This window comes from Comamonas sp. MYb396 (genome assembly GCF_037479555.1).
Classification (GTDB): Bacteria; Pseudomonadota; Gammaproteobacteria; order Burkholderiales; family Burkholderiaceae_C; genus Comamonas.
On record NZ_JBBGYU010000006.1, the window covers coordinates 314753 to 331616 of the forward strand.

General features: G+C 62.1%; 17 protein-coding genes. 9 read left to right on the forward strand and 8 right to left on the reverse strand.

All coding sequences use genetic code 11. The features are described from left to right. Positions 1-19: 19 nt before the first annotated feature. The 8 genes from WH265_RS15955 to WH265_RS15990 form a co-directional block, all read right to left on the reverse strand. Positions 20-235, reverse strand: a complete 216-nt coding sequence (locus WH265_RS15955) for a hypothetical protein (RefSeq protein ID WP_021028913.1) — start codon at positions 233-235, stop codon at positions 20-22. Then, complete coding sequence (locus WH265_RS15960; RefSeq protein WP_312988188.1) at positions 232-801, reverse strand: sigma-70 family RNA polymerase sigma factor; 570 nt, start codon at positions 799-801, stop codon at positions 232-234. Before WH265_RS15960 ends, WH265_RS15955 begins: the two co-directional genes overlap by 4 nt. Before the next feature lie 12 nt (positions 802-813). After that, positions 814-1278, reverse strand: coding sequence for a DoxX family protein (locus WH265_RS15965; RefSeq protein WP_339558923.1), 465 nt, complete (start codon positions 1276-1278; stop codon positions 814-816). Beyond that, positions 1232-1513, reverse strand: a complete 282-nt coding sequence (locus WH265_RS15970; protein WP_021028916.1) for an HvfC/BufC N-terminal domain-containing protein — start codon at positions 1511-1513, stop codon at positions 1232-1234. Before WH265_RS15970 ends, WH265_RS15965 begins: the two co-directional genes overlap by 47 nt. Then, on the reverse strand, positions 1486-2268 hold the full coding sequence (locus WH265_RS15975; protein WP_339558924.1) for a multinuclear nonheme iron-dependent oxidase: 783 nt from the start codon (positions 2266-2268) through the stop codon (positions 1486-1488). Before WH265_RS15975 ends, WH265_RS15970 begins: the two co-directional genes overlap by 28 nt. A 56-nt stretch (positions 2269-2324) precedes the next feature. After that, positions 2325-2657: a hypothetical protein gene (locus WH265_RS15980; RefSeq protein ID WP_339558925.1), complete on the reverse strand. Its 333-nt coding sequence runs from the start codon at positions 2655-2657 to the stop codon at positions 2325-2327. A 74-nt stretch (positions 2658-2731) separates the two neighbouring features. After that, positions 2732-2959 carry a hypothetical protein gene (locus WH265_RS15985; RefSeq protein ID WP_116927743.1) on the reverse strand — a complete coding sequence of 76 codons (228 nt, stop codon included), beginning with the start codon at positions 2957-2959 and terminating at the stop codon, positions 2732-2734. 396 nt (positions 2960-3355) lie between these two features. Further along, positions 3356-3979, reverse strand: a complete 624-nt coding sequence (locus tag WH265_RS15990; RefSeq protein ID WP_339537972.1) for a TetR/AcrR family transcriptional regulator — start codon at positions 3977-3979, stop codon at positions 3356-3358. Positions 3980-4214: 235 nt separating this feature from the next. Here WH265_RS15990 and WH265_RS15995 point away from each other — a divergent pair, with 235 nt between their 5' ends. The 9 genes from WH265_RS15995 to WH265_RS16035 all read left to right on the forward strand — a co-directional run bounded on the left by WH265_RS15995 (position 4215) and on the right by WH265_RS16035 (position 16825). Then, a complete protein-coding gene (locus WH265_RS15995; protein ID WP_339558926.1) occupies positions 4215-5990 on the forward strand; it encodes an ABC transporter ATP-binding protein in 1776 nt (591 codons plus the stop codon). Further along, complete coding sequence (locus WH265_RS16000) at positions 5984-7744, forward strand: ABC transporter ATP-binding protein (RefSeq protein ID WP_339558927.1); 1761 nt, start codon at positions 5984-5986, stop codon at positions 7742-7744. Before WH265_RS15995 ends, WH265_RS16000 begins: the two co-directional genes overlap by 7 nt. Then, entirely contained in the window at positions 7744-8685 is a 942-nt protein-coding gene (locus tag WH265_RS16005; RefSeq protein WP_339558928.1) for an ABC transporter permease, read from the forward strand. Before WH265_RS16000 ends, WH265_RS16005 begins: the two co-directional genes overlap by 1 nt. After that, positions 8682-9650 (forward strand): iron chelate uptake ABC transporter family permease subunit, encoded by a 969-nt coding sequence (locus WH265_RS16010; protein WP_339558929.1) that lies wholly within the window; start codon positions 8682-8684, stop codon positions 9648-9650. Before WH265_RS16005 ends, WH265_RS16010 begins: the two co-directional genes overlap by 4 nt. Beyond that, the gene (locus WH265_RS16015; RefSeq protein WP_133857485.1) at positions 9647-10408 is read left to right on the forward strand and encodes an iron ABC transporter ATP-binding protein; all 762 of its coding nucleotides are present in this window, start codon (positions 9647-9649) and stop codon (positions 10406-10408) included. The genes WH265_RS16010 and WH265_RS16015 overlap by 4 nt, the downstream gene beginning before the upstream one ends. A 108-nt stretch (positions 10409-10516) precedes the next feature. After that, entirely contained in the window at positions 10517-11461 is a 945-nt protein-coding gene (locus WH265_RS16020; RefSeq protein ID WP_339558978.1) for a siderophore ABC transporter substrate-binding protein, read from the forward strand. A gap of 176 nt (positions 11462-11637) precedes the next feature. Then, complete coding sequence (locus tag WH265_RS16025; RefSeq protein WP_445228540.1) at positions 11638-13908, forward strand: TonB-dependent receptor; 2271 nt, start codon at positions 11638-11640, stop codon at positions 13906-13908. 1351 nt (positions 13909-15259) lie between these two features. Continuing rightward, the gene (locus tag WH265_RS16030; protein ID WP_339558930.1) at positions 15260-16243 is read left to right on the forward strand and encodes a hypothetical protein; all 984 of its coding nucleotides are present in this window, start codon (positions 15260-15262) and stop codon (positions 16241-16243) included. An 18-nt stretch (positions 16244-16261) separates the two neighbouring features. After that, positions 16262-16825: a hypothetical protein gene (locus tag WH265_RS16035; RefSeq protein ID WP_339558931.1), complete on the forward strand. Its 564-nt coding sequence runs from the start codon at positions 16262-16264 to the stop codon at positions 16823-16825. Positions 16826-16864: the final 39 nt, after the last annotated feature.

The following is a 16864-nucleotide window of genomic DNA, read 5'->3' on the forward strand; positions in this document are numbered from 1 at the left end:
CGGCGATCATGCCAGGACCTTAGTTCTCCGAAGAGGGCTTGGCGGGTGGGGTCGGTGGCGTTTGCAGATGTTCGCTGTAGCCCTTGAGCATGTCCTGCAGCGCCTGGTCATTGCGGGTAAAGGCGCGGCAGCGAAAGCAGATCATGCGGTGCTGCCAGGCAGCGATTTTGCCCGCCGTGCCGGCCTCCTCCATTTGCCCGGAGGTGAGTTGAAAAATATAGTCACGGCATTTCATGAAGCAGTCTCTTTGTCAAACCAGTTTTGGTGCAGGCACAGCTGCAGCTGCTTGCGCGCGCGGCTCATGCACTGCCAGTAATCGGCCTTGGTGATGCCCAAGGTGCTGCAAATCTCCTCGGCCTCGCATTCCAGAAACTCCTTCATGGAAAACACCCGCGCTGGCTTGGCCGGCAGCTTGTGCACACACAGATCGACGACGATGAAGAACTGGTCGTTTTGCAGCTGCTGCTGGGGGTTGACCCAGGTGGTGGGCGCAACGCCCTCAACCCAATGGCCCCGCTTGTCAAACAGGATCTGGTCGAGGTCGTCCTGGAAAGCCTCGTCATAGCTGACGGGTGCGCGGTATTTCTGTCGCAGCCGGTCGCTGATCTTGTTGCGCAGGATGCCAAACAGGTAGCTCTTGGCCTGGGCAGCGTCAAAGCTGCTGCGGTCCAGCTGCAGCAGCGCCGCCAAGGTATCTTGCACGGCATCCTCGGCCTCTTCGCGCGAGGGCAGGTGCAGCTGTGCAAAGCGCAGCATGGCGCTGCGCCATTGGACGGTGATCTCTGCTGCGATGGTGTGCATACACTCCTTGGCTTAACGGTGGCAACAACGGTCCAGGGACCAGCGGCCCGCTCCCTGGCTGACAATGGCGACCAGCATGATGCCCAGCATCAAGGGCACCTTGAAGCCCAGGCCGTCATCGCTGTCGATCTGGTTCCAGCCGGCCCAACCCAGGTCAAAGTGCACGCTGTACACCGCCACATAGGTGATGAAGATCAGCCCCAGCGCGGCAATGCGCGATGCCAGCCCGATGATCAGCGCCACGCCCAGCACCAGCTCGGTAAGGCCTGCAATGCCCCAATTTAAGCTCGCGGGCAGCCAGCTCACTGGGATGGGAAAGTCCAGGCCGGCAAACCAGGCCGGTGCCTCCCAGCCCGATGACAGTTTACGAAAACCCGCCTGCACAAACTCCTGCCCCACCCACAGGCGCAGCAGCAGCAGGCCCAGGCCATCAATCTTCTCGCGTGCTTTCACGCGCAATGAATTCAAGGAATGCATCTTTCATATCTCCATAGTAGGGCGAGCTCCAGCGCGAGTCGCGCACAAAGGCTGTGATCAATTCCCGCCAGGCCTCGTCGCCCAGTTGCTCGCGCAGTTCCGGAAAATGGGCTTCCACCATCTGGCTGGCGCCCAGGTAGACCAGGTGGCGGTAGGCACGCATGCCGTTGTCGCTGTAGCCCGGGGGCACCTGGTCGGACAGGCCTCTTACATAGTCGTAGAAGTGCGCAGACATGCCAGCTCCTGGTTGATGACCTCCATGCCGGGAACGTCGTTGTCCCACTCCAGCAGCACGGGGGTGCCATGGCGCTCGGCGAGGCTGCGTGCGAGCTGCTGGGTATGTGCCTCCACCGGCTGGCTGTGCGTGTCCATGAACAGGTCAAAGCGCGCATCGAATTCATGGCCGGCCACATGCATGTAGCTCACGCGGCCCATGTCCAGGCCCTGCACAAAGTCGCCGGGGCTGGGGCCGCCATGGTTCTTGTGGTTGACCGACAGGTTGTTCAGGTCCAGCAGCAGATGGCAGTCCGCCAGGTCGAGGACCATGCCGAGAAAATCCGCTTCAGGCATTGCCCCCACATTGGTGTACCAGGTCGTGTTCTCGACCGAGATGCGCATGCCCAAGGCATCTTGCACCGCACGGATACGGTCGGCGACGCGGCGCGCATGTAACTCAGTAAAGGGCACGGCAAACAGGTCGTAGAGCTGGTAACTGTCGCCGCTGGCGGCCAGGTGGTCGGAGTACAGCGGGGTGCCCAGGTCATCAATCAGCTGGCGCAGATCGCGCAGAAAGGACCTGTCCAGTGGTGCGGCGCCGCCCAGATTGAGGGCCACGCCATGCAGGTGGACCGGGCGGCCCGAGTCGATCAGCGCCTGCAGTGGTGCCAGATCCCGGCGCACCCAGTTCTCGGGTGCGACCTCGAAGAAGTCGGCATGCACGGCGGACATGTCCCAGTCGAGCATTTCACGTCGAAAGCCAAGGCCAATCATGGTGTCCTCATTTCTGTGCAGGCGCGAGTTGGCGCTTGGCCAACCCGCCGCCAACGTTAGCCACCAAAGTTTTCACCCTGTGGCAAGGTGCCAGCCATGCGGGCCTGGGAGGCGGCCTCGATGACCTGCGCACGGCTCAAGCCCATGCCGGATTGGCCTTTGAACTGCGGCGCATCAAAATTGCCGTCGAAACGCAACGTGCCGTCCATGCGGGCCTGGGTGAACTGCATCCGGACCTGGTCGCGGCTGAGGCTGCTGTTTGAGGGGGCGTAAGCCGGGTAGTCCGAGCCATTGCCCACGGGGGCGGTGCTCATGGCCTGGGCGCTGCCGGCAAAGGCCAGGCTGGCAGCCAGAAGAAGACGGGTGGTGATCGTGGTGGTGGTCAACATGGTGTGAACCCTTTCTGTGGTGGGGGTGGGTGAGCGTGGGAGGCTCACCCTGGTGTTGTTTATGACGGAGTGGGTCAGTGGGTACCCGCGCCATCCTTCTTGGAGCAGCCGCCGTCCTTCTTGGAGCAACCGCCGTCCTTCTTCGAGCAGCCGCCGTCCTTCTTGGAGCAGTTGGCGTCCTTGGTGCTCGATTCCTTCTTGCCGCAGCTGCCTGCGCCGCATTTGCTGTCCTGGCTGCCAGCGGCCCAGGCGGAGGTGGCGAGCACAGCGGCGGCCAAGGTGGTGAGGGTCTTGATGTTCATGGTGTAGTTCCTGTGATGAAAGGTTGAAAGTGCACAGCACAGCGCTGCCACGTTGATGAAGTCGTTCGACCTGATCGATTCCTGACATCTTTTTGAAAATATTTATCGAGACCGCCCAAAAAATGCCGGCGCAAGGCTGCGCCCACCTCGCCAAAGTGGCCAGGGCGGGGGTGCTTTCAGGAGGAGGCGCAGTCCGGATGCTGCGGGCTCGCAACTACCTAGTGGCTGCAGAGCTCGCGCCCATGGCATGGACGCGGATAGCGATGAGGCGCAAGGCGTCTTTGGAAGGCGAGCCGTAGTAATTGCCAAGGCTGACCATGCAGCGGGTCAGCGAGGCCTGCGTTCAGACTGCAGCAGGGCGCATGGCAGAGGGCGCCTGGGGCAGACCCGAGAGCGTCAGGGCTGCAGCTGCGGGTCGAGCTGCAGCTGCAGCAGCGCGCCGGCGATCAGCGCATGCATGCCCTGGGCCAGATCGCCTTCCATCTCGGCGGTCTCAGCCTCGTAGCTGGTGGGCACCACGCTCTCCTGGCGTGCGGCCGAGTAGACCGAGTCGGCAGCGGCCAGGCCGTGGAAGGCGATGGTCGCCAGCAGCCAGCGCGACTGCTCCTTGCCGATGCGGTAGGCCTGCGCCACTTCTTCCTGGTGGGTATCGATCTTCTCGAGCATTGCCGGGGTGGCGACGAGTCTGCGGATCACATAGGGCGTCACGCCCGGGTAGGTCTTGGCGAACTGGCGCACCGAATCGCTGAAGCGGACCAGGTAGTCCTGCAGGCCCTCTTGCTCGCCCACCTTGGGCAGAGAAAACTCCCAGCGCCGAAAAATCTCCTCGGCCACCATGTGCTTGAGCTCGGCCAGGCTGGGCACATGCTTGTACAGCGCCATATGCGTCACGCCCAGCGCACTGGCCACGCCCACAAAGGTGATGTTGGGCAAGCCCATCTCGATACCTGCATCGGCGATGCGCTCTTGCGTGATCAGGCGCGGTCGCCCGCGCGGGGCTGCTTTTTTCTCGGGGTCCATGTTCTCTCCAGGTACCAGGCCATTGTCAGCCAAACCGCTGCTGCGATAGCTGTAAAAGATGTACGGTAATTTATTAGTTTAGTATGATGCAACTAATTATTGTTCCTATTGCGTTTCGCGTTGGGGCGGGCTGTCTATCGCAGGCCCGGCGCAGCGCAGTCACGCCGCCGGGCGCTGTAGCGCGACGGCGCCGTCTGCACGTGAGCGCATCCGTTTTTCTCTAGGTCTTGCTCCCATGCATCCAGATGACGCGGCGGCTGCCGCAGCCCCAGGGCCCGGTCCGATCAGGCGGGTGCTCCACCCGATTCGCGGGCGTTTGACCGTGGCCGCGCTGCTGTCAGGCCTGGGGGCCATGCTCAGCCTGGTGCCGCTCGCGGCAATGGTGCGCATGGCCCAGCTCAGCCTGGGCGAGCCGGGCACCGGCAGCATCTGGCCGCTGCTGTGGGGGGCACTGGCCTGCCTCTTTAGCGGCGCGTTGTTAGTGCTGGCCGGCGAGGTACTGGCCCATAGGGCAGACAACCAGCTCACCCACGGCCTGCGCCGCGCAGCCGTGCAGCGGCTGGGCCAGGTGCCGCTGGGCTGGTTCAGCAGCCGCTCGTCGGGCGAGGTCAAGCAGGTCCTGCAGGACGACATGGCCACCTTGCACAGCCTCAGCGCGCATTTCTACACCTCGGTGGCGCGCGCGGGTGGCGCGATGCTGGTCGCTGTGGCCTACCTGCTGGCGCAGGACTGGCGCATGGCCTTGATCGCCTTGCTGCCGTTTCCCGGCTATGTCTGGTTTCTGCGCCGGGCGCTGCGCTCCAGCGGCGCGCAGATGGGCGTGTTTGCCGGCCACATGGGCCGCATCCAATCGGCCGCCGTGGCCTTTGTTGCCGGCATGCCGGTCATCAAGGCCTTTGGCAACAGCGGCCAGGGCCAGGCCAGCTACCAGGGCGCGGTCGATGCGTTTGCGCAGGCCTTTAGAGATTTTGTGCGCCCCCTGGTCGCTGCCATGGCCCATGCCCATGGCATGGCCGCCCCGGTCACCGTATTGGGCTTTGTGCTGGCCGGTGGCTGGCTGCTGGGCAGCCTGGGTGCGCTGGCACCGCTGGATCTGCTGCCCTTTGTGCTGGTCGCCCCGGGCATCTGCGCGCCGGTGCTGCTGCTGCACACCTTGCTGCATGACCTGCAGGGCGCCACCGCAGCGGCCCAGCGCGTGCTGGCGCTGCTCGATACGCCCGTGCTGGCGCAACCGGCGCCCAGCGAGCAGCTGTCACCGCTGAACCACCAGCTCTGTTTTGACCAGGTGGGCTATGCCTATGCGCCGGGCCAGCAGGTGCTGCAGGACATCAGCTTCCAGCTAGCGCCGGGCACGGTCACCGCCATCGTTGGCCCCTCGGGCGCTGGCAAAACCACCATTGCGCGTTTGCTGCTGCGCTTTTTTGACCCGACCGAGGGCCGCATCACGCTGGGCGGTGCGGACCTGCGCGCCATTGGCAGCGCAGCGCTCTACCAGCGCATTGGCTTTGTGCTGCAGGATGTGCGCCTGATCCACGCCAGCCTGCGCGACAACATTGCGCTGGGCCGGCCCACAGCCAGCCAGGCCGAGGTGGAAGCCGCTGCGCGCGCCGCCGATGTGCATGGCTGCATCAGCGCGCTGCCACGCGGCTATGACGCGGTGCTGGGCGAGGACGCGCAGCTCTCGGGCGGCGAGCGCCAGCGCATCAGCATTGCCCGTGCGGTGCTGATGGATGCACCGATTTTGGTGCTGGATGAGGCCACCGCCGCTGCGGATGCCGACAGCGAAGCTGCCATTCAGCGCGCGCTGTCGCGCTTTGCGCAAGGCCGCACGGTGCTGGTGATTGCCCACCGGCTCGATACCGTCATGCAGGCCGACCAGATCCTGGTGATCGACGAGGGGCGCCTGGTGGAGCAGGGGCGCCACGCCGATCTGCTGGCCCAAGGCGGGCGCTATGCCCGCCTGTGGCGCGAAGGGGGCTATGCCGCCGCACAGGAGGCATCGCCATGCTGAAAACCTTGAACCTGCTGCTGGGCGAGCAGGCCCCTTTGTTGCGCCGCTACGCCTGGATGGCTGCCTGGTATGGCGCGCTCTGCGGCCTGTGCACGGCCCTGCTGCTGCCACTGATGGCCCAGCTGCTGCAGGCCCAGTGGCGCGCAGCTGGCATTTGGCTGCTGGCCATGTTGGCCGCCGTGGTGCTGGCCTGGTGGTGGCGCGGCCGGGTGGAGCAAGCCGGGGTGGGCGTTGGAGTTGCGATCTTGCAAACCGGCCGCCACCGGCTGGGTGCCCATGTGGCGCGCCTTCCCATGGGCTGGTTCAACGCGCAGAACACCGCCAAGGTCAGCCACCTGGTCACCCAAGGGATGATGGCCGTGGCCCAGCTGCCGGCCCATGTGCTCACACCCGTCATCAGCGGCGTGGTGGCGCCGCTGGTGGTGCTGGCGCTGCTGTTTGTGCAGGATTGGCGTCTGGGCCTTATCGGCCTGCTGGCCTTGCCCTTGCTGCTGGGCGTGCTGGTATTGACCGCCCGCATGGGCCGCTGGGCCGATGCCGCGTTTCAGCGCGACTTTGCCCAGACCGGCCAACGCATCGTGGAGTTTGCGCAGGCGCAGTCGGTCTTGCGCGCCTTCCAGGGCGGCGGTCAGAGCACCCGCTTTGTGGCGCAGGCGATGGACCAGCAGCGCCAGTCGGCCGGGCGCTTGATTGCGGTGTCCGCGCTGTCGTCGGTGCTCAATGTCTGGGCCGTGCAGGCGGTGTTGGCAGCCTTGCTGGTCGCTGTTGCCATCGGGCTCGATCAGCAGAGCGCCCAGGCGCTGGCGCCTGGTGAGGTCATCGGCGCCGTGCTGTCCATGCTGCTGATCAGCCGCTTTGTCGAGCCGCTGTTGGAGCTGGTGGGCTATGCCGAGGCGCTGCGCAGTGCGCGCGGCCAGTTGGATGCGATGGATGCGCTGTTGGCGCAGCAGCCCTTGCCGCAGGCGCAGCAACCGCAACTGCCGCGTGATGCATCGATCACTCTGCGCGATGTGCATTTCTCCTATGGCGCAGACCAGCCCGCCGTGCTGCGCGGCATCAACCTGCATGTGCCGCCCGGTAGCATGACGGCCTTGGTGGGGGCATCGGGCTCCGGCAAAAGCACCCTGGTGCGGCTGATCGCGCGCTTTTGGGATGTGGACCAGGGCGGGGTATTGATTGGTGGCACCGATGTGCGGCAGATGGATGAGGGGCAACTGGCCGCGCAGATCAGCCAGATTTTTCAGGACAGCTATTTGTTTGCCGGCAGCATCGCCGACAACATCCGCATCGGCCGGCCCGGTGCCAGCGATGCCCAGGTATGGCAACCCGCCCAGCAAGCAGGCGTGGACAGCATCGCCCAGCGCTTGCCCGGCGGGCTGGACAGCCCCGTGGGCGAGGGTGGCGCCCAGCTGTCGGGTGGCGAATGCCAGCGCATTGCCATTGCCCGTGCGCTGATCAAAGACGCGCCCATCTTGCTGGTAGATGAGGCCACCGCCGCGCTCGATACCGAGAACCAGGCGCTGATTGCCCAGACCCTGGAGCGCCTGCGTGGCCAGCGCACGGTGGTGGTGATTGCACACCAGCTGTCAACCATTGCCATGGCCGACCAGGTGCTGGTGCTGGAGGGAGGCCAAGTGGTGGAGCAAGGCACGCCTGCGCAGCTGGCAGCGCATGCGGGCCGCTATGCACAGTGGCTGGCCCAGCGGGCGCACGCCCAGGGCTGGCGCATTGCTGCAGCTGGGGAGCAGGGCTGATGCGACTGCGCTGGTGCTTGGGCTTTGCGCTGCTGTGCCTGGCGTCCCTGTTGGTGGGTGCGCGCCAGATGGCCTGGTCGCAGCTGTGGAGCTTGTCGGGTGATGCCTGGCTCACCTTGACGGCCAGCCGGCTGCCGCGCCTGGCGGCGCTGGTGCTGACCGGCGCGGGCCTGGCCGTCTGCGGCGTGATCCTGCAACACATTGTGCGCAACAAGTTTGTCGAGCCTGGCACCTCGGGCGGGCTTGATGCCGCCAAGCTGGGCATTCTGATCGCGATGACCCTGGTGCCCTCTGCCGGTGCCCCGGGCCGCATGGCGCTGGCGCTGCTGTTCTGCTTTTTGTCCAGCCTGCTCTATGTCGCGATCATTGCGCGCATCCGCTTCAAGAACACCGTCCTGGTGCCCGTGATCGGGCTGATGTACGGCAGCGTGCTCAGCGCCGTGGCCGAGTTCTATGCCTACCGCAACAACATCCTGCAAAGCATGCAGGGCTGGCTGCTGGGCGATTTTTCGCGCATCGTCCAAGGCCATTACGAGATGCTCTACATCATCGTGCCGGTGGTGGCGCTGGCCTATCTGTATGCGCAGCGCTTTACCGTGCTGGGCATGGGGGAGGAGATGGCGACGAGCTTGGGGCTGGGCTATGCAGCGACTGCCACCTTGGGCCTGGTGCTGGTCGCCGTTACCGTCTCGGCCACCGTCATTGCCGTGGGCGCCATCCCCTTTGTGGGCCTGGTGGTGCCGCAGCTGGTGGCCTTGTACAAGGGCGACCATCTGGCCCGCACCCTGCCGCTGGTCGCCCTGGGCGGTGCCAGCCTGCTGCTGGTTTGCGATATCGCCGGGCGCCTGCTGATCTATCCGTTTGAGGTGCCCATTGGCCTCACCGCTGGCGCCTTGGGCGGCGTGGTGTTTCTGGTGCTGATTTTGCGGGGGCGGCGATGAAGCGCGCTATCACCCTGAAGGCGTTCAGCCCCAGCCATGCGCTGTGGCTGGGCATCGCCGTGCTGGCCTTGGGCTTTGTGCTGCTGGGCTCAGGGCTGGACATGGGCTATGTCATCCCCCGGCGTTTGCTGCGCCTGGCCACTATTGCGCTGGGCGGCATCTGCGTGGCGGTGTCGGCCATCGTGTTCCAGACCCTGATGGGCAACCGCATTCTGACGCCCGCCATCATGGGCTACGAGGCCGTCTTTTTGCTGTGGCAGGCCATGCTGCTGCTGGTGCTGGGTACGCAGGGCATGGGCATGCTGGGCGAGCGGGGCAATTTCTTTGTATCGGTGGCGCTGATGCTGGTGTATTCCTGGGGCTTGCAGCGCTGGCTGCTGCGCCGGGGGCAGGGCGATATCTATGTGCTGCTGCTCGTCGGCCTGGTGCTGACCATGGTGATCGGCACCTTCACGCAGTTTGTGCAGCTGCGCATCAGCCCGGGCGAGTTCGCCGTCTTCCAGGGCATGAGCTATGCGTCCTTTCACCGCGCCCGGCCCGATACCCTGGCCTATGCGGCGCTGGCCGTGGGCGCCGTCTGCCTGGTGCTGCACAAAACCCTGCCGGTGCTCGATGTGATGGCGCTGGGCCGCGAGCAGGCCATATCGCTGGGCGTGCCCCATGCGCGCTGCATGCGCCTGTACCTGGCCTTGGTGGCGGTGCTGGTGGCGGTGTCCACCAGCCTCATCGGGCCAACGGCCTTCATGGGCATCTTTGTGGCCAACATCGTCTACGCGCTGGCACCGCAATGGCGCCACCGCTACACCTTGCCGATGGGCTGCGCAGTCGCCATCGCCATCTTCCTGGTAGCGCAGCTGCTGGTGGAGCATGTTTTCAACTACAAGACCACCGTCAGCATCCTGGTCAATTTGGTCTGCGGTGCTTACTTTCTGGCGCTGACGGTGCGCGGCCGGGCTCTCTCATGATCATTGTCAGCAACCTCCATAAATCCTATGGCAGCCGCGCCGTGCTGTCCGGCGTCAGCACCGCCTTCCCGGCCGGGCGCATCACCTCGCTCATCGGCCCCAATGGCGCCGGCAAATCCACCTTGCTGATGATGATTGCCCGCCTGCTGGCGCCCAGCAGCGGCGAGATCCAGCTTGATGGCCGCAGCATTGCCACCATCTCGGTGGCCCACTATGCCCTGCGCATCGCCACCCTGCGCCAGTCGCCTGGTTTTCAGATGCGCTTGACGGTCGAAGAGCTGGTCGGCTTTGGCCGCTTTCCGCACCACCGCGGCACCTTGACGAGCAAAGACCAGCAGGCCGTCGATGAGGCCATCGCCTTCCTGTCGCTGGAGCCACTGCGCCACGCCTATATCGACGAGATCAGTGGCGGCCAGCGGCAGATGGCCTTTTTGGCGATGACCATTGCCCAGCAGACCGATGTGCTGCTGCTCGACGAGCCCCTGAACAACCTGGACATGAAGCATGCCGTGCAGATCATGCGCGCGCTGCGCCGGCTTTGCGACGAGGCAGGCCGCACGGTGATCCTCGTCATCCACGACATCAACTTTGCCGCCAATTACTCGGACCACATCGTCGCGCTCAAAGGCGGAATGCTGTGCTTTAGCGGCCCCAGCGATGACGTCATCTCCGAAGCCAATCTGTCGCAGCTGTTTGAGCTGCGGTTTGACATCAGCCGCACCGCGCAGGGATGCCTGTGCAACTACTTCAAGACCTAGGAAACCTTTGCCATGCAACGCACTCGCATCTGCACTCACACCTGCACCCGTACCCTTTGGCGGCCCCTGTCTACGGCCATCGCCGCAGCCGCCGCTGTCACCATCGCCATGGCCCTGAGCGGCTGCGACCGCGCATCCACCTCGGCCGCTGATGCGCCATCGGCCAGCACTGCTGCCAGCAGCCCGCCGGCCGCCGCGCCCATCACCGTGCAACACCAACTGGGCAGCACCGTCATCCCCCGCACCCCGCAGCGGGTGGCCGCGCTGGAGATGAACGAGGCCGATTTCCTCGACCAACTCGGTGTGCCGATTGCCGGCATGGTCAAGGACTATGTGCCGCACTTTCTGGCCAAGTACCAGGCCGACCCAGCGGTGCAAGATCTGGGCGCCATCGTGCAGCCCAACCTGGAGCGCGTGCATGCGCTCAAGCCCGACCTGATCCTGATCACGCCCCTGCAGGCCAACCACTACCAGGCGCTCAGCGAGATCGCGCCCACCATCCACCTGGATGTGGATTTCAAGGACAGCCATGCCAAGCACATCGCAGTCGTCAAAGACCATTTGCTGACCCTGGGCCGCATCTTTGACAAGGAGGCGCTGGCCGCAGAAAAGGTAGCCGCATTGGATGCCAAGCTGGCGCAGGCGCGCCAGCGCATTGCCGGCAGCAACGACAAGGCCTTGATCGTCCTGCACAACAACGGCGCCTTCAGCTCCTTTGGCCCGCAGTCGCGCTACGGCTTTGTGTTCAGCGATCTGGGCGTCAAGCCTGCCAGCACCGATGCCGAGGGCAGCCTGCATGGCCAGCCCATCTCCAGCGAGTTCATCCAGCAGGCCAACCCCGACATCTTCTATGTGGTGGACCGCACTGCCGTGATGGAGCGCCACGCGGTGATGACCGCCGACCAACTGGCCAACCCCTTGCTGCGCGAGACCAAGGCCTGGAAGAGCGGCCGCGTCGTCTTTGTCGATGCCGACGCCTGGTACACGACCGGGGCCAGCCCCAGCTCGCTCAGCCTGCTGATCGACGACGTGCTGCGCGGCTACCCGGGCTGACCGCCTGCCAGCCACCACATCGAGCTTCTCTTTTCCCCTCCCGTTGTAGCCAGGTTCCGACCCAGCCAAAAAACCTCCAGGCGCATTGCGCTGGGCACCGCCGTGCGCCAAGCACCGGCGCCCGCCAGAGCGCCACCCTTGCTTTTTCTGTATCCATCACTTCTAAGGAACCAGGCATGCCAGAACGCCTTCACCCCCAGCACCCTGCTGCCAGCGCCCTGCGCAGCGCACGGCCCGCCGCCCAGCATGCGGCCCCGTTTGCACTGCGTCCCAGCGCGCTCAACCCCCTCAGCCCCCAGGTGCTGCTGGGCCTGACCATTGGTGCCATGCTGGTCGCCGCGCCGCTGGCCAACGCGCAAACCAGCAGCGCGGCAGAGCCGGCAGCAGCGGCAGACAACGCCGTCACCCTGGCACCCATAACGGTGCAAGAAAAAGCCGCCCAGGTCGCGGCGCCCTATGCCGGCGGCCAGGTCACCACCGGCGGCCGCGTGGGCCTGCTGGGCGACAAGGATTTCATGGAGACGCCGTTCAGCACCATCGGCTACACCGAGAAGTACATCGAAGACCGCCAGGCGCAGAACATCACCGATGTGATCGCCGCGACCGACCCAACGGTGTTCAGCAATGGTGTATCGGGCGCCTGGGCCGAGAACTATTCGATCCGGGGTTTCGCATCCAGCTCCACCGACATGACCTTTGGCGGTCTGTACGGCATGGCGCCGTACTACCGCACCTCCCCCGAGATGTTTGAGCGCATCGAAGTGCTCAAGGGCCCGTCGGCGTTGCTCAACGGCATGCCGCCGGGTGGCTCGGTGGGGGGAGCCGTCAACCTGGTGCCCAAGCGCGCCGGCAACGATCCGCTGACCCGCCTGACCACCACCTATATGTCCGATGCGCAGTTGGGTGGCCACCTGGACATGGGCCGCCGCTTTGGCGACCGCCAGCAACTGGGCGTGCGCTTTAACGGCGTCTACCGCGATGGCGATGGCTCCATCAAAGACCAGCAGAAAAAAGTGCAGCTGGGATCGCTCGCGCTGGATTGGCGTGGCGACCGCGCCCGCCTGTCGGCCGACTTCTATGCCAGCGACGACCGGGTCAATGGCGTCAACCGGGGCATCAGCCTGTCGCCCGGCCTGCCTATCCCCAAGGCACCCAAGGGCGATACCTTGCTGAACCCCGATTGGTCCACCGTGCGCACCAAGGACAAGGCCGCCATCCTGCGCGGCGAGTACGACCTGAACGACCAGGTCATGGCCTATGCCGCCTTTGGCATGAGCAAGACCGACTACCAGTACAACGGCGCGATGTCGGCCCTGGTGCTGAACACCGCAGGCGACTTCCGCACAACGATGGGCCAGCTCGCCTTTGATGTGAAAAAGCAGTCGGGCGAGGTCGGCATCAAGGGCCGCAGCCAGACCGGCCCTGTCGGCCACCAGTGGGCCGTCAACGCCACGCACTACGCGCACAAGCAAAACGACTATGGCCGCCGCAGCGTGCCCGGCGCAGACTGGACCACCAACCTCTACAACCCGGTATGGGGCCCGGCCGCCGACTTTGTCGCGCCGCATATCTCGCACACCGAGGTGCGCCTGGCCAGCTACGGCGTGGCCGATACCTTGTCGATGGCGCAAGACCGCGTGCAGCTGACCCTGGGCGTGCGCCGGCAGCAGGTGATCAGCGATACCTACAACATCACCTCGGGCGCGCGCACCTCGCGCTATGACGAAAGCGCCACCTCGCCCGCCGCTGCGCTGCTGGTCAAGGCCAGCGACAACCTCTCGCTCTACGCCAACTACATCGAAGGCCTGAGCCAGGGCGCCACCGCACCCATGACCGCTGCCAACGCCGGCGAAGTGTTTGCCCCCTACAAGAGCAAGCAAAAGGAAATGGGCCTCAAGCTCGACCTGGGCGACTTCGCCCACACCGTCAGCGTGTTTGAGATCACCCGGCCCAGCAGCTATACCGACCCCGTCACCAACGTCTACTCGTTCGGCGGCGAGCAGCGCAACCGTGGCATTGAGTGGAGCTTCTTCGGCAACGCCATGCACGGCCTGCGCCTGATGGGCGGCGTGGCTTACACTGCCCCTAAGCTGACGCAAACCGCTGGTGGCGTCAACCAAGGCAAGCTCGCCACCGGCACCCCCAAGTGGCAAGGCAAGCTGGGTGCGGAGTGGGATGTCCCCGGCGTGCAGGGCCTCGCCCTCAGCGCCAACGCCACCGCCGTATCCCGCCAGTACATCAGCGCCGACAACAGCCTCTGGGCCGCCGGCCGCACCACCTATGACCTGGGCGCCCGCTACAGCACCAAGGTGGCCGACAAGCCTGTTACCTTGCGCGCCTCTGTTCTGAACGCCACCAACAAGTCGTACTGGGGCATGCCCCAGCTGTCCAGCCTGGCGCTGGGCGCGCCGCGTACGTTTGCGCTGTCGGCGTCGGTGGATTTTTAATTGAGCCAGAGCCGCTAACACGACCCAGCAAACCGAAGGTTTGCGGTTGAGGCTGGGCGCCCCCGACAAGGCATCAAGCCGCAGACAGTACAGGCGTACGGCAAGGCCTGAGGCGGCCGGCTAGGCAACGACGTATCAAGGGTTGTGTTAGCGGCTCTTAGTAGCTAGCCTGCTGCAGCGCTTGCCGCTGCGGTGGGTGTGGTGGGTAAGCCCAGATTGCTGCTGCCGTTGGCAGGGATGATCTGGGCTTTTTGTTGGGTTGGGGCGGTGTGAAGCGCTTGGATGCCGTCAACGCGATGCACTGTGCAGACGCAAAAAAACATGCCCTTGGCATGTGTGTAGATAGAGAGATCAGGGGAGGGTGGGCAGCAGGCCTGGTGGTGCTGGCTTGCCAACAATAGGCAGGGCAAAGGCGCTGTCAGAGCCTGGATCGCTGCGCTGCAATGGCGCTACCGAGGCCCGTGTTCATCGCAAAAAAATGCGTGGCTAGTGTGAACCATTGGCTGGCAAAAACGACTTCCGGACAGTTCCGGTAAGTCGCCCCACGATGAACCTTGGAGTAGCCGCAATTGCTACGCCATGGGTGCATTATACGCTCAATTGAGAATCATTCGCAAATAAGCTTTGGGGTTGTGGGGGATTGAGAGGTGAGCCCTCCACGACACTGTCTTACTTAAATTTTTTGGAGGTTGGCTGGCCGCTTAGCTTGGGGCATCAGGATTCACACCGATATGTAGACTTTTCTTCAAATCAGCACCTCTAGAAAACCTTGTTTCTACAAGCCTGCTGAGCGGCACGGTAATCATCCAGCCCCTGGCGAGCAGTTCAACCCCGGGCGATACACGCACGGCTTCCCATCGCATTTCTTCCTAAGGTAGCTGAGCGTCAAAGGTTACGCTGGTTCAATCCACAATGACGTGTAGCCAAAACAACCTCAATCTTCGAAAGTTGTTCTGAGCTTCTTGATGTGTGCGAGAATGAGTGTGTAACTGTTGGTTAAGTGGATGGCATTCGCCATTCGGCTACTGTTTTTTCTGAGTATTTGAGCAGTTTTAATGGATCGCGCTCGTTATATTGCAGAGCAAAGTTCGGGATCATGTAATGATAAAGTTGGGGATTTGCATAATCGTAGATCGGGTCCACTTTAATTAACATTTGCCGTCACGGTCACCTCAAAGTAAGCTTTTGTTGAGGCGGCAGGGGGATTCTATTTGAGATGTGCTAAACCTTCCAGAAAAGGTATTTGATGCGGTAAATATTGCTGTTAATATAAGCGTGTGTTACGAAAATAGTGCTAGCCAGACAGTGCCACAAACAACTTCGAAAGAATATAGTAATCAAAGGAGAATTAATGTCCTTGCCCCAACGTGAACGAACAATTCATTTTTATGAACTGCATTTGGCTTCACGCACCACTGCCGCGGTGACTAATCCATCTTGTGCTCCCCTTGGCCCTTTGCTGAGTTGCTTCAACTCAATGATTCTCGGCAAGGGATTGCCGCATAATATACGCAAATCTACCAATCTTCATACTGTGTTGGCTGACTGGCGTTACGATACTGCCAATAATTGCTACATTTTACTGATCAACAAGGCAAATGCAGCCTTGTCAGATGTTGCCCTGCGTGATTTGCCAACTACCCGGCTTCGCAAAGCGGGTAAAACCAGAACTGAGGGAATCGAAGTTTCCGCTCACATAGTGCTGAGACCTAATAATGGCAATCGAACTGCTTCAGTGCTTTTAACGATGGGTGCAGGAGTCTCCGCAGCTGATATTGAGTTCTTACTCAATGCTCTTTCACGCGATGCTGCCAAAGACCCAAAACATAAAAAATTATTTTATTATGATGATCCATCTGGCGCAGTTGGTCCAGATGGATCCCCGAACCAATACAAAGTAAGTTATATTTTCGCAGCGCATGCTCACAAAGGTCAAACCCTGACAGCAGCATTGCAAACGGGTGAATTTGAAAGCATGGACCTGATTGCCCATGACCAAGGACAATTCGACGCAGGAGGAAATCTGCAGATCGTTGAGCGAAGCTTGAGCGTGAAGGCAGCTATCCCTGAGACAGTGACTGGGGCTGCTGTCATAAACGCAGTGCGTTCGTTCAGGAAACAGCCTGATGGTCAGATGTATGACAAATTGCGCGTCCGATACAAGACTATAGCGGGAAAAAGCACAAGCGCAACTTTAGACCTTGACCATCTTGATGCAGCTTTTACGCTTAAGGAACGCATTGAATTTGACACAGACGTCGAGGCGCAACAAGATTCTTTAAGCCCAACCATCGTGGATGGAATGGTGCCTTTGCTGCAATCTGTCCCCACATAAATTTTTAACCTATTCAAGATGCTTGATCTTTTCAGGCCATTTTCTTTTCTAACCATCCAACAGCCGTCGAGGCTACCTCTTTGGGTAAACTGGATGCTGCCTTGCATTGTTACAGCCGCTGTAATTATTGGATTTTCAGCATTTTCAGTTCCTCTGAATTTCTTTGGATCACAAGGACTCATCGATCGCTTATTGAGTTTTATTCAAACTCTTGCTGGCTTCTATATCGCCGCACTCGCGGCTGTTTCGTCCTTCAATAGTCCACATTTGGACCGAGAGATGCCACAGCCAGCGCCAACGATGTATATCAAGCACAATGGAGCCTTGCAGAAAGTGTCTGCTACACGTCGTCGTTTCCTTACAGCTATGTTTGCTTACCTGACAGCGTTAAGCATAATTTTTAGCTTGGCAGGTATTGCAGCGCTGAATTTGGCGTTGCCACTTGCGATCGAATTCCCTTTTGCCATTGTATGGCTGCGCTGGACTGGGTTAGCTTGTTTTCTTTTTTTGTTGTTTCAAATGATGCTAGTTACTTTCTGGGGACTCTTTTATCTCGGGGAGCGTATGCTCACCCCTGATTAATTCCGAAATTTTTCCATTTTCTCAAGAGCTTTCTGTTAA